The sequence below is a fragment of the Micromonospora sp. RP3T genome (assembly GCF_003027925.1).
In the GTDB taxonomy this organism is placed as follows: domain Bacteria; phylum Actinomycetota; class Actinomycetes; order Mycobacteriales; family Micromonosporaceae; genus Micromonospora.
The window spans coordinates 80,767-93,231 of record NZ_PYPS01000032.1 but is presented as its reverse complement, the minus strand read 5'-3'; the positions used below and the strand labels follow the sequence as shown (position 1 = coordinate 93,231).

General features: G+C 74.7%; 9 protein-coding genes. 3 read left to right on the top strand and 6 right to left on the bottom strand.

What is annotated here, in order from left to right; all coding sequences use genetic code 11:
• On the bottom strand, window positions 1–1,031 hold a 1,031-nt coding region (locus tag C8054_RS23810), incomplete at its 3' end, for an adenylate/guanylate cyclase domain-containing protein (RefSeq protein WP_233220121.1).
• Window positions 1,032–1,232: 201 nt separating this feature from the next.
• On the opposite strand from C8054_RS23810, the gene C8054_RS23805 reads away from it, so the two are divergent.
• The 3 genes from C8054_RS23805 (at window position 1,233) to C8054_RS23795 (ending at window position 7,267) form a co-directional block, all read left to right on the top strand.
• The gene (locus tag C8054_RS23805; RefSeq protein WP_107160367.1) at window positions 1,233–4,163 is read left to right on the top strand and encodes a helix-turn-helix transcriptional regulator; all 2,931 of its coding nucleotides are present in this window, start codon (window positions 1,233–1,235) and stop codon (window positions 4,161–4,163) included.
• A gap of 110 nt (window positions 4,164–4,273) precedes the next feature.
• Window positions 4,274–5,044, top strand: coding sequence for a DUF5995 family protein (locus C8054_RS23800; RefSeq protein ID WP_107160365.1), 771 nt, complete (start codon window positions 4,274–4,276; stop codon window positions 5,042–5,044).
• A 126-nt stretch (window positions 5,045–5,170) separates the two neighbouring features.
• Window positions 5,171–7,267, top strand: a complete 2,097-nt coding sequence (locus C8054_RS23795; RefSeq protein ID WP_199199894.1) for an APC family permease — start codon at window positions 5,171–5,173, stop codon at window positions 7,265–7,267.
• Window positions 7,268–7,493: 226 nt separating this feature from the next.
• On the opposite strand, the gene C8054_RS23790 is transcribed toward C8054_RS23795, so the two are convergent.
• The 5 genes from C8054_RS23790 to C8054_RS23770 form a co-directional block, all read right to left on the bottom strand.
• Window positions 7,494–7,700 carry a hypothetical protein gene (locus tag C8054_RS23790; RefSeq protein WP_091574126.1) on the bottom strand — a complete coding sequence of 69 codons (207 nt, stop codon included), beginning with the start codon at window positions 7,698–7,700 and terminating at the stop codon, window positions 7,494–7,496.
• Window positions 7,701–7,819: 119 nt separating this feature from the next.
• Window positions 7,820–9,022, bottom strand: coding sequence for a low temperature requirement protein A (locus C8054_RS23785; RefSeq protein ID WP_107160362.1), 1,203 nt, complete (start codon window positions 9,020–9,022; stop codon window positions 7,820–7,822).
• 347 nt (window positions 9,023–9,369) lie between these two features.
• Window positions 9,370–10,023 carry a helix-hairpin-helix domain-containing protein gene (locus tag C8054_RS33275; RefSeq protein WP_306766823.1) on the bottom strand — a complete coding sequence of 218 codons (654 nt, stop codon included), beginning with the start codon at window positions 10,021–10,023 and terminating at the stop codon, window positions 9,370–9,372.
• A gap of 830 nt (window positions 10,024–10,853) precedes the next feature.
• Complete coding sequence (locus tag C8054_RS23775) at window positions 10,854–11,201, bottom strand: TcmI family type II polyketide cyclase (RefSeq protein WP_107160358.1); 348 nt, start codon at window positions 11,199–11,201, stop codon at window positions 10,854–10,856.
• 96 nt (window positions 11,202–11,297) lie between these two features.
• Window positions 11,298–12,155 carry a BTAD domain-containing putative transcriptional regulator gene (locus C8054_RS23770; RefSeq protein WP_107160356.1) on the bottom strand — a complete coding sequence of 286 codons (858 nt, stop codon included), beginning with the start codon at window positions 12,153–12,155 and terminating at the stop codon, window positions 11,298–11,300.
• Between the last annotated feature and the right edge of the window lie 310 nt (window positions 12,156–12,465).

Here is a 12,465-nt window from a genome sequence, read left to right as displayed (position 1 = left end):
TCGGCCTGCCGAGCCCGGATCTTCTGCAGTTCGTGGTCGCACTCCAACCGGATCCGGTCCTCCCAGTACGGCCGCAGCCGTTCCCGCACCCGTTCGTCGGGACTGACCCGTACCTGGACGGTGAAGGGGGTGGCCGGTCGGTCGGTCGCATCCGGGGCGAGCAGCGCGCGGACCAGGTCGGCCAGCGGTGCCAGGTCCCCCTCCGGATACGGCGGGCAGTGCGCCACGCACCAGCGCACCGCCGTGCCGTCCACGCGCGTCACGGCGCGGGTCAGCTCGTGCAGCAGTCGGCTGCGGCCGCTGCCGGGCGGCCCGGTCACGGAGATCCACCGTGGCCGGCGTTCGCGCAGCGCCCGGGTCACCGCGTCGGCCGCGCCGGCCAGTTCACGCCGGCGGCCCACCAGCGGGCCACGGTGCCGGGTCGGCCGGTACGGGGACACCCCGGTCACCCGCCAGACGTCCAGCGGCAGCGTCTTGCCGGCCATCGTCGCGGTCGCGAGTGGACGCTGCTCCACGAGGCCGGCGACCGCCCGTCGGGTGACCGGGCAGACGACCACGCCGCCCGGCGGCGCGTACTCCTGGAGCCGGGCGGCGGTGGTGATCACCGCGCCGCTGGCCGCGCCGTGGCCGCCGTCGCGGGCGCCGGTCAGGTCCACCAGCACCTCGCCCGTCGCCACGCCGACCCGCACCCGCAGCCGGGCGTCGCCCGGCGACCGGCGGTCCAGCGCCGCCTGGATCTCCAGTCCGGCCCGGACCGCCCGGTACGCGTCGAAGCCGTCGCAGCCGGGCGCGCCGAACAGCGCCATCACGGCGTCGCCGACGTACTTCTCCACCACGCCCCGCCACCGGCGCAGCACGCCGGAGACGGTGCCGAAGTAGACCCGTTGCAGCGTCCGCACGTCCTCCGGGTCGAGCCGTTCCACCAGGCCGGTCGAGCCGACGATGTCGACGAAGAGCACCGTGACGGTGCGGCGTTCCTCCGGTACCGGCCAGAGCGCCGCGCGGGCGGCTTCCCGACTCGCCACGGGCATGGTGATCACCATCGCACCCACCCTTTCCCTGGTCCGGTGCCCGACGACCTCCGGACACTTTCACCACCGGGCCCTCGGGGGATCGGTAGGACGACGTATGTCGGCCACGCGCAACCGTTAGTCGTGTTGTCGACGCGAGAGGTACCACAGGGCCCGGAACGCCGTAGAACGGTGCGGGGACCTGTGACTAGGCTGCGTCCCATGGCCAGCGACGTGGACTCCGCACCGCTCGTCGGCCGCGCCGGGACCGTGGCGACGCTGCGCTCGGCGCTGCTCGACGACGTCGCCCCGGGGCACACCGCGGCGGTCTTTCTCACCGGCGAGAGCGGGGTGGGCAAGACCCGGCTGCTGAGCGAGGTCGGCGAGCAGGTGCGGCAGGGCGGCGCGCTGGTGCTCACCGGCGCGTGCCTCGACATCGGCGACGCCTCGCCGTTGCACCCGGTGCGCCAGGCGCTGCGGCGCCTCGACGCCGATCTGGCCGAGGCGCGCACCACCTCGGCGGTCCGGGGCCTGTTGCAGGTGTTCGACGAGGAGACCCCCGGCCCGGACGGCGCGGGGGCACTGCTGGAACGGGTCGCCCAGGGGCTGCACCTGGTGGCCGGTGGCCGGCCGCTGGTGCTCGTGCTCGACGACCTCCAGTGGGTCGACCGGAGCACCCGTCAGCTCCTGCTCTACCTGCTCGCCGGCCTGGGCGACCTGCAACTGTCCGTGCTGGCCGCGATCCGCGCGGAGTCGCTGCGGGGCGCGCACCCGCTGCGCCGGGTGCTCGCCGAGCTGCGCCGGTTGCGGTCCGTCCAGGTGGTCGACCTGCTCCCGCTGGACCGGTCCGGCACGGACGAGCTGGCCGCCGCGATCGTCGGCGCGCCGCTGCCGCCGGAGGCCGCCGACCAGCTGTGGCAGCGCAGCGGCGGCAACCCGTTCGTGGTGGAGGAGCTGGCCCGCGACCGGCGGGACGGTCGCGACGGCCTCTCCGACACGCTGCGCGAGGTCTTCCTGGGCCGGGTCGACGCGCTGCCCCAGCCGGCGCACGCCGTGGTGCAGGCGGTCGCCGCCGGCGTCGAGCCGGTCGAACACTGGCTGCTGGCGCAGGTGGTCCGGTTGCCCGAGGACGAGCTGCTCGACGCGGTGCGCGAGGCGGTGGCGCACCGCCTGCTGGTCGGCGCCGACGACGGCTACCGGCTCCGGCACCGGCTGGTCGCCGAGATCCTGGCCGGCGAGCTGCTGCCCGCCGAGCGGGCCGCGTTGCACCGCCGCTACGCCGAGGCGCTCACCGCCGCCCCGGCGGAGCTGCACCAGGCCCGGCTGGCCCACCACTGGCGGCAGGCCGGCGAGCCGGCCCGGGCGCTGCCGGCGGCGATGGCCGCCGCCCGCGAGGCGGAACGGCTGCACGGGTACGCCGAGGCGCACCGCCACTGGTCGACCGCGTTGACGCTGGCCGCCGCGCCGGCCGTGGTGCCGGCCGACGGCGGGCGGCCGGCACCCGTCGAGGTGGACCGCGCCGAGCTGCTCAGCCATGCCGCGGAGGCCGCGCACCACAGCGGCGAGCACGCCCGGGCGCTGACCCTGCTGGCGGAGCTGTCGGCCGATCCGGCCGGCCCGCCGACCTGCGCGTTGCACATCCGGCGGGCCCGTTACCTGGCCGCCGCCGGCCGTTCCGCGCCGGCCGAGGAGGAGTACCGCCGGGTGCTCTCCACCGCCGACTGCACGCCGCACGAGCGGTGCACCGCCGCCGCCCGCCGGGCCGAGCTGCTGCTGCACCTGGGGCGCTACGCCGAGGCCGGCGAGCAGGCCCGGGAGGCGCTCGACCTGGCCGCCGGCGTGCCCGGTTGCACCTCCGAGGTGGTGCTGGCCAGCTCCGCGCTCGGGTTCAGCGAGGCGTTCCTGGGCGACCCGGCGGACGGGCTGACGGTGATGCGCCGGGCGCTGGAGACCGCCGAGTCCTCCGGCCGGCCGGAGGACGTGGCCTGCGCGTACCTGCACCTGGCGGAGCTGCTCACCGGGCCGCTCAACATCCTGGAGGAGGGCGTCGTGGTGGCCCGCCGCGGTGCCGAGCGCGTCGCCGAGCTGGGTCTGGGCCGCACCTGGGAGACCCGGCTGCTGGCGGTGGCGACGAACGGGCTGTTCCGGGTCGGGCAGTGGGCGGAGGCGGAGAAGGTCGTCGCCGCCGCGCTGCGGCACCGGCCGTCCGGCGCGGACGCGGTCGAGCTGCTGCTGGCCCGGTGCCGGCTCTCCGTCGGGTACGGCGACGTCGAGGCCTCCGACCGTGACCTGGAGGCGGTCGCCACGGTGCTGGCCGGCGGCGGCGCCCGGCACGTGCTGCCGATGCTCATCCTGCGCGCCGGGCTGGCCATGTGGCAGGGCCGGCACGACCTGGCCCGGCAGGCCGTCCAGCGGGGCCTGACCGAGAGCCGCTCCGACGACGTCATCGTGCTGGCCACGCTGGCCTGGCACGGGCTGCGGGCCGAGGCCGAGGCGGCGGCCAGCCGGACGGTGGAGGTGGACCCGAACGCGGTGCGCCGGCTGCGCGAGGTGGTCGACCGGGTGACCCGCAAGAGCGCCCAGGCGGGCGCCCCGGTGCGCTACGTCGCGGACGGTTTCCTGGCGCTCTGCGACGCCGAGCTGAGCCGGCTCGACGACGGCCGGGGCGACCCCGAGCTGTGGGGCCGCTCGGCCACCGAGTGGGACCGGCGGCACCACCCCTATCCGGCGGCGTACTCCCGCCTGCGGCAGGCCGAGGCGCTGCTGTCCCGGCGCAGCCGGATGGCGACCGCCGGCAAGCTGCTGCGCCAGGCGCACGCCACGGCGCAGGCGCTCGGCGCGGTGCCGCTCAGCGCGGAGATCCGTACCCTGGCGGGTCGGGCCCGGGTGACCCTGGACGACGCGCCGGCGCCGGCGCCCCGGCCGCGCGCGGCGCCCGCCGTGCCGGCGGTGGACGAGCTGGCGGTGCTGACCGCGCGCGAGCGGGAGGTGCTCGCCGCGGTCGCCGAGGGGCTGACGAACAAGGAGATCGGCCAGCGGCTGTTCATCAGCGAGCGGACCATCGGCGTGCACGTGTCGCACATCTTCGACAAGCTCCAGGTCCGGACCCGGGTGCAGGCCAGCGCCATCTTCCTGCGCAACCGTCCGGAATAGACGTACGCCGAATACGTCGTTCTACTGATCCGACCCACGCCCGGCGGCTGGCAGGCTGTCCGGCGGAGTCGGATGGCGTCGTGGGGGGCGCCGACCATCGTGGAGGAGAGATGACCGAACCGGTCTGGGGTCCCGTGCACCAGGACATCGTCGGGTTGCTCGCCGACCACCCCGCCGACGTGCCGGCGGTGGTCGACCACCTCACCAAGTTGCAGGACCTGCTGGTCCGGCTCCCGCCGCTGGAGGCGAGCTGCCCGCTCGCCGACTTCAACCGGCTCTACCTGGTCATCACCAGCACGGTGCTCGACGGTCTCTACGAGGACCGGTTCGTCGATCCGGCGTTCCTGGCCCGGCTCGACGTGGAGTTCGCCGCCCGCTACTTCGAGGCGCTGCGGTTCTGGACCGACTCCAGCCCGAGCACGCCGCGCGCCTGGTCGTGCCTGTTCAAGCGGATGCGTGGTCCGGACGCCCGTCCGCTGCCGTCGGCCGCCGCCGGGGTCAACGCGCACATCAACTACGACCTGCCGTTCGCGCTGGTGACGACGCTGGAGAGCCTGGAGTCCGAGCCGGTCGACGGCAGCGACCAGCACCGCGACTACCTGGAGATCAACAAGATCTTCGCGGAGCGGATCCCGGAGCTGCGCCGGGGCTACCTGGACCACTGGCAGCTCATGATCGACATGGTGAACGGCGACATCGACGACTGGTACCAGGGCGAGCTGGTGGAGTACACCCGCAACGTGGCGTGGCGCAACGCGCAGAAGATCTGGCACTGCCGCCACGACCCGGACGCCCGAGAGTGTGAGCGGACGCGGCTGGACGACAACGCCGCGCTGCTCGGCCGGCTGCTGCTGTCGCCCCTCGGGGCGTTCCTGCAGTAGCCGGGACGGGGGGTCCCCGCGTCCCGCCGTCCGGGCGCGGGACGCGGGGACGCCGTCCGGTTCCGTCAGGTCCCCCGATCCGGCATTCCGCCGGGGCGCGACCCGGGTACCGCCTACCGTCGGGGCATGGCGCAGGCACGGGACGGGGATCAGCCCCGGCGTACGCGGGACCGCCGCCGCGAGGCGCACGCCGCCGCCGCGGCCCGGGCCGGCCGGCACGCCGAGCCCGGCGACCGGGCCACCCGCGCCCCGGGCACGCTGCCGGAGCGGGTGGCCGCGCCGGCCCGTCCGGCGGCCCCGGCCGACCGGCTGCACCGTTGGCTGTTCCAGCACCGGGTCGAGCCGGTCGGCCCGGAGGTCGGGGAGCACCAGGCGCGGGCCCACCCGTGGTGGCAGGTGATGTGCCTGACCGGCGTCGACTACTTCTCCACCCTGTCCTACCTGCCCGGCATCGCCGCGGTCGCGGCCGGCGCGCTGAGCCCGCTGGCCACGCTGCTCATCGTGGCGCTGACGCTGCTGGGCATGCTGCCGATGTACCGGCGGGTGGCCCGGGAGAGCCCGCACGGGCAGGGCTCGGTGGCCATGCTGGAGCGGCTGCTGCCGTTCTGGCGCGGCAAGCTCTTCGTGCTGGTGCTGCTCGGCTTCGTGGCCACCTCCTGGATCATCACGATCACGCTCTCCGCCGCCGACGCCAGCGTGCACCTGCTGGAGAACCCGCTGCTGCCCGCGTCGTTCCCGCACGGCACCACCGCCGCCGTGCTGGTGACGGTGGTGCTGCTGCTGGTGCTCGGCGGCGTCTTCCTGCTCGGGTTCAGCGAGGCCGTGCAGGTCGCCATTCCGCTGGTGGCGGTCTTCCTGGCGTTGAACGCGGTGGTGGTGGTCGCCGGGCTGGCCCAGGTGGCCGCCGACCCCGGGCTGCTCGCCGACTGGACCGCCCGGCTGACCCGGGTCGGCGGCGCCGGCGACGTGCTGGCCACCAGCGTGCTCGCGTTCCCGCTGCTGGTGCTGGGACTGTCCGGCTTCGAGACCGGGGTGAGCATGATGCCGCTGGTCCGCGGCGACGGCGCCGACCCGGAGCGCCGGCTCGCCGCCCGGATCCGCAGCACCCGTCGGCTGCTCACCACCGCCGCGCTGATCATGTCGGTCTACCTGGTCGCCACCACGTTCGTCACCACGGTGCTGATCCCGCCCGCGGCGTTCGCCCCCGGCGGGGCGGCGAACGGGCGGGCGCTGGCGTTCCTCGCCCACGAGCGCCTCGGCGAGGCGTTCGGCACCGTCTACGACATCAGCAGCGTGCTCATCCTCTGGTTCGCGGGCGCCTCGGCGATGGCCGGGCTGATCAACATCGTGCCCCGTTATCTGCCGTCGTACGGGATGGCGCCGGAGTGGGGGCGCGCGGTCCGGCCGGTGGTGCTGGTCTACACCGCGATCAGCGTCGCCATCACGGTCGCCTTCTCCGCCGACGTCAACGCCCAGGCTGGCGCGTACGCCACCGGCATCCTGGCGATGATGGTCTCCGGCGCGATCGCGGTGACCATCTCGGCGGCGCGGGCCCGGCACCGGCTCGCGGCGGCCGGGTTCGCGCTGCTCACCGCCGTCCTGCTCTACGCGCTCGCGGAGAACGTGGTGGCGAAGCCGGACGGCATCACCATCTCCGGCTTCTTCATCGCCGGGATCATCGCGGTCTCGTTGATCTCCCGGGTCACCCGGACCACCGAGCTGCGCGCCGAGCGGATCGAGTTCGACGGCCCGGCCCGCCGGTTCGTGGACGAGTCGGTCGCCCGGGACGGGCGGCTGCACGTCATCGCCAACAAGCGGCAGAGCGGGTCGGTGAAGGAGTACCGGGTCAAGGAGCGGGCGCAGCGGTCGATGAACCCGGTTCCCGGCGCCGCCGACGTGCTCTTCCTGGAGATCGACGTCAGCGACCCGTCCCAGTTCAGCCAGGTGCTGCGGGTGCACGGGGTGGAGATCGGCGGGTACCGGATCCTGCGGGCCCGCAGCCCGGCCGCGCCGAACGCCATCGCGGCGATCCTGCTCGCGCTGCGCGACGCCACCGGGGTCCGCCCGCACTGCCACTTCGAGTGGTCGGAGGGGAACCCGATCGCCCACCTGCTGCGCTACCTGATCCTGGGGCGCGGCGACACGCCGCCGGTGGTCCGCGAGATCATCCGCAAGTCCGAGCCCGACCCGACCCGCCGCCCCGGCATCCACGTCGGCGGTTGAGGGGTAAGGCGGGGGCCCCGCTTAACGCCTGCGGTAGAGGCGGGGGCCCCGCTTAACACGCGCCGAGGCGGCTGCCTACTCCTCAACCCAGCCCCCTAGGATGCCGTGGCGGTGGTGACGGTGTCCGCAGGCGGTGGCGGCGGGGGCGGGGGCGGGGCACGGAACGGCCCGCGCTCGCTGGGCGGGCGCGGGCCGGGGGAGTGCGGGGGTACGGCAGACGGCGGACCTACTTGGACGGCTCCGGAAGCTTGCAGTCGATCTTCGGGTTGGCGCCGATGTAGTTCAGCGGGCCGGCGACGATGGTGACCAGGATCGTGCCCGCCTCCGCGCAGTTGGTGTCGTCGTTGCCGTAGTAGCCGCGCTGCCCGGCGGCGATCGCGCCGATGATGAGCCAGATGACGACCAGGACGCCGACTATCGAGGTGCCGCGCATCAGTTGCCTCCACGGGGTTGTGGTGAGTTCGAGGTGGAGGGCATGTACCCCGCTCGGGTGATCCGCCAAACGGCGTGTCGGCCCCGGTACGGCCGATTCCGATTACCGCCCGGGGAACTTCAGTGCGGCGGCACCGGCTCCTCCGGCGGGCGGCCCCGGCTGCGCCGGTGGTCGGCCGCGGCCACCCCGGCCAGCACCAGCATGGCGCCGACGGCGGCGTACACCGGCGCGAGGAACAGCAGCGCCGGCGCGATGCAGAGCAGCGCCAGGAGACCACCGGGGCGGGACAGCGACACCCGGCTGAACACCTCGTACTCGAAGGCGGCCCGACCGGTCAGGAACAGCGCCGGGCCGCCGAGGATGACCGCCAACCAGGCCGGCGGCGTACGTCCGGTCGGCTCCAGGAGCACCAGGTCGAAGCCGGCCGCGGTGGTCACCACCCCGGCCACCATCAACAGGTGGGTGTACGGGGCGGTGGTGAGGAACCGGCTCGGTTGACTCGACCGGGCGATGGCGTCCGGCAGCAGCTCACCGGAGCGGTGCACGTAGACGCGCCAGAGCAGCAGCGTGGTGACGAACGCGGTGGTGAACGCCGCGATGTTCTCCACCTCGGAGTGGTGCAGGCTGAACACGGTGCCGGAGACCAGCACCGCGTCGCCCAACGCGATGATGAAGAACTGCTGGTAGCGCTCGGAGAGGTGCTCGGCGGTCACGTTGCGCTGGTCGTCCGGCACGGCGCCCAGACCGGGCACCGGATAGGCCAGCCGGAACCCGAGGTAGTCGACCGCCAGCGCCGAGGCCCAGAACCACGTCCGGGCGGCACCGTGCGCCGCGACCGCGCCGATCAGCCAGGGGACCGCCGACACCCCGAACCAGACGAGGAGCCGGACGGCCCGGCGGCGGGTCTGCGGGTGCCGGCGGATCGTCGGCATGAGGAACAGGCCGCGTCCGAGATGGATCGCCACGTACGTGCCGGCGAAGACCAGCCCTCGGGCGCCGAACGCCTCCGGAATGGCGGTGGTCATCAGCAGCGCGCCGAACATCACGGCCACCACCAGCAGCTTGATCTCCGCGCGCTGCGGATCGTAGAGGTCGGTGACCAGGGTGGTGATGGCCCACGTCCACCAGATCGCCATCAACATGATCAACGACTCGGCGGCCCGCTCCCAGCCGACGCCGCCGATCAGGTACCGCGAGATCAGCGCGAGCGCCACCACGTAGACCAGATCGAAGAAGAGCTCCAGCAGCGTCACCCGGCGGGGCGCCTCGGGATCGCGGACCGGCGGTGGCCGGCCGGCGGGCTCCGGCGTCCGGGTGGGCACGAGTCGCTCCTGCGGTGGCGGGCTCGGCGTCGGCCGTCCCGCCCCTGCACAGACCGTAGCGAGGCCCCGTCGCCGTTCGTCGGATTTCCGGCATTCCGCCAGATCCTGCCGCTCCGTCGAGCCCGTGCGCCCGCTCCGACGGCGTGCGTCGACCCGGCGGGAGGTGGCGGGTCGGGGCGTCGGTCCGGGGTGGTCGCCCTGGTCCGGCGGTGCCGGCCGGGTACCAGCCAGGCTGGGCATGCCGGCGGGGACGCTGCCGGCGGTGGGCCGGGTCGTGCCTGCGCCGCGGTGGGCACACGTCGGGCCGGTGGCGACGATCGGTCACCACCGGCCCGGAACGGGTACGGCTACTCGGCGCTGGCCGGCAGCACCCTCTCGGCCTCGGCGCGGGCACCGGCCAGCACCTTCGCCTGCTGGGGCCAGGTCGCCAGGCCGGGGGCGGCGCGCAGACCGGCGGCCTTCACGGTCTCGCGCAGCGCGGCCTCGTCCAGCCCGGCCAGCTGACGGTAGGTGCGGATGCCGGCGTCCTGGAGGGCGGCGGCCAGCTTCGGCCCGATGCCCTGGATGCGGCGGAAGTCGTCCGGCGCCTCGGTGTCGGCCGGCGGTGGCGCGTCGTTCTCGACCGAGGTCCGGGGCATCGGCACGACCGGCGCGACCGCCGGCTCGTCGGCCACGGGCGCGGGCGCGGGCGCGGGCTCGTTCGCGGGCTCCGGCTCGACTGCGGCGGCCACGGGCGCGGCCTCGGTCCCGGGCGCGACCTCGGTCTCGGTCTCGGGCGTGTCAGTGGTGGCGACCGCCTCGGGCCCGGTCGCGCCGACGGGTGCCGGCGCGGCGGTGACGGGCTCGGGCTCGGGAGAAGCGGCTACGGGGTCCACCTCCGACCCGGCCGCGACGGTCGCGGCGGCGGGCTCGGGCTCGATCTCGGTGGCGGGCTCGGGCGCGGTGGCGGGCTCGGGCTCGGCGGCGGGCGCGGAAGGAGCGGCGGCGGGCTCGGGCTCGATCTCGGTGGCGGGCTCGGTCGCGGTGGCGGCGGGCGTCGGCTCGGTGAGTGCTGAAGAGGTTCCGGCCGGTTCCGGCATCGCCTCGCTGCGGGCCGGGTCGGCGGAGTCGACCGGCGTCACCGTCAGCGGTTCGTCGACAGTCGTCGCCGGCTCCGTCGAGTCGGTCCGCAGCGAGTCGGCGGACACCGAGTCGGAAGCGACCGAGTCGGCGGAGGCCGAGTTGGCGGAGGCCGAGTCGGCGGGCGTCGAGGCGGTCACCGGCTCGTCGGCGGAAGCGGCGGCGGAAGCGGCGGCGGTGACCACGCCCGGCTCGGGCTCGCCGGTCGTGCTGTCGGTGGAGGTGCCGGCGTCGGCGGCGTGGGTGGCGGTGGCGTCCGCGTCGGCCGGGGCGGGTCGGTCGGTCACCGCGGCGGGGGCCGGCGTCTCGTCGACCACGGCGGCCGGCTGCGGTTCGTCGACGGTGGCGGTCACCGTGGCCGGGCCGGCGGCACCGTCCACGGTGGGCGTGGCGGCGCCGGCGCCGGCCCGGCGGCCGCTCACCACCCAGCCGACGGCAAGTCCGATGAGCAGGGCCAGGATCACGAGCAGCCACTGCCCGAAGCTCGACGGCATGGCCAACCTCCTTGTATGTACGTGCACGACGGTCGCGAGAAAGCTCGGGGCAGCTTTGCACACGTGCGCGCGGCACGACAGGCAGGTCGGCGCTGGGGTGGCCACGGTGGGACCGATCCTGCCGGCCGGTGGCCGGAGGATGACAGTGGGTGCGGGAGGCACCCCGGGGCCTGGTGCCGTGCGCGGTCCCGGGGTGTCTCGTCCGTGGCCCGGTCCGGTCAGCGGATCCGGTCGGGCATGGGGGCGTCGGCGGTGTCCCAGTTGTAGAAGCAACCGGCCACGGCGTCGCGGGGCGAGTGCCAGGTCGGCAGGTACGGCGAGGTGTGCGCGGAGAGCCGTTCGTTGACGCGCCGGTAGAGCGGGTGCTCGCGCAGATCGGCGGTCGGGTCCGGGGCGACGTCGACGGTCTCCATCAGATGGACGCACAGGTCGTGGAGGTAGTACAGCGACCGGTGCCGGATCCCGGTGAGCCGGGGCAGCTCGGTCGCGTCGGACTCGGCGAAGATCTGGGCCACCCGGCCCTGCGATCCGGGCACGATCCGGCTGACCACCAACAGTCGACTCATCGCAGACCCCTTCCGCCGCATTGCTGGCGCGTCGACCACCGGCCGGACGGCGGCGGTCGCGGGTCCCACGATGCCGGGGCGGGTGTCACCTCGCCGTCACGGCGTACCCCTGGGCATTGATGGGGGTGGCGACGTCGCGCCGCGCGGGTGCGGCGCCGGGCCGCGCGGCGCGGCGTTGGCGGGCCGACCGGCAGGCCGCTGCGGCGGATCCGGCCGGCTGGCCCGGCGGATCGGGGCGAGCGTGTCGTCGAGCAGCGCGGTCATGGCCGGGGAAGGTTCCAGGCGCAGCTCGCGCAGGAGCAGGTCCCGGTAGACGTAGAACGCGTGCACGGCCTCGAACGCGTTGCCCTCGGCCAGGTGGATGCGGACGACCAGGCGGTGCGGGGTCTCGCGCAGCGGCTCGGCGGCCATCGCCTCCAGCGCCGCCTCGAGCGCCTCGCCGTGCCGGCCGGCGGCGAGGTGGTTGCCGGCGAGTTCCTCCAGCATGTGCAGGCGTAGCTGGCGCAGCCGTTCGCGTTCCAGCAGCACCCAGTCGTCGTACCAGCCGGGGAGGAGGTCGTGCCGGCCGGTGCCGGCGGCGCCGCGGGGCGTCATGCCGTCGCGGACCCGGGCGGCGGCCTCGACCAGCTCGTCCACGTCGAGGTGGACGGTGGCGCCGAGGCGGACCGTGTCACCGTCGGTGCGCAGCGGGCAGCACGGGTCCTGGCGGAGGCGCCACAGCGCGGTACGCAGCGAGGAGAGCGCCCGCTCCTCGGGGTTCTCGGGCCAGAGCAGTCCGGCGAGGTGGCTACGGGTCGCGGCCGGACGCAGCCCGATCAGGGCGATGACCCGTTGCAGGCCGCGGGGCACCACCACCGGCACGCCGTCGTGCAGCAGTTGGAAACCGCCGAGCAGGTGCAACGCCACGCGGGGGGCGGGATCGCCTGCCGTCGGCATCCTCGATCCACCGGACACGGCGCACCCCCCAGCACCGGAACCTGAGTCCCGACCGTCTGTCTGCCCGGATTTTCCCGCCCGCGACGCCGTTGTCGGAACGCCTCCGCCGCGGTCGCCGGACGTGTGCCGTGGCCGGGTCGACCAGAACGGAGAATATCAACGTCTGTTACTCTGAGTCAACGGCCGATGACTTCGTTGACCCTCCGTAACGTCTTCGTAAGTGGCCCGTGATCTGCGAATAAGTGTCGTCAATGGACGAGCCTCAGGTGATCTTCGCATAGCCGGCGCACAGGTTGCGTCAACGCAGCGTCACCATTTTTGCGGTCCG

Bases quoted from the DNA above. Each gene is read 5' to 3' on its own strand.
- C8054_RS23775 (WP_107160358.1), bottom strand. From the start codon at position 11,201: ATGAGTCGACTGTTGGTGGTCAGCCGGATCGTGCCCGGATCGCAGGGC.
- C8054_RS23795 (WP_199199894.1), top strand. From the start codon at position 5,171: ATGGCGCAGGCACGGGACGGGGATCAGCCCCGGCGTACGCGGGACCGC.
- C8054_RS23790 (WP_091574126.1), bottom strand. From the start codon at position 7,700: ATGCGCGGCACCTCGATAGTCGGCGTCCTGGTCGTCATCTGGCTCATC.
- C8054_RS23805 (WP_107160367.1), top strand. From the start codon at position 1,233: ATGGCCAGCGACGTGGACTCCGCACCGCTCGTCGGCCGCGCCGGGACC.
- C8054_RS23800 (WP_107160365.1), top strand. From the start codon at position 4,274: ATGACCGAACCGGTCTGGGGTCCCGTGCACCAGGACATCGTCGGGTTG.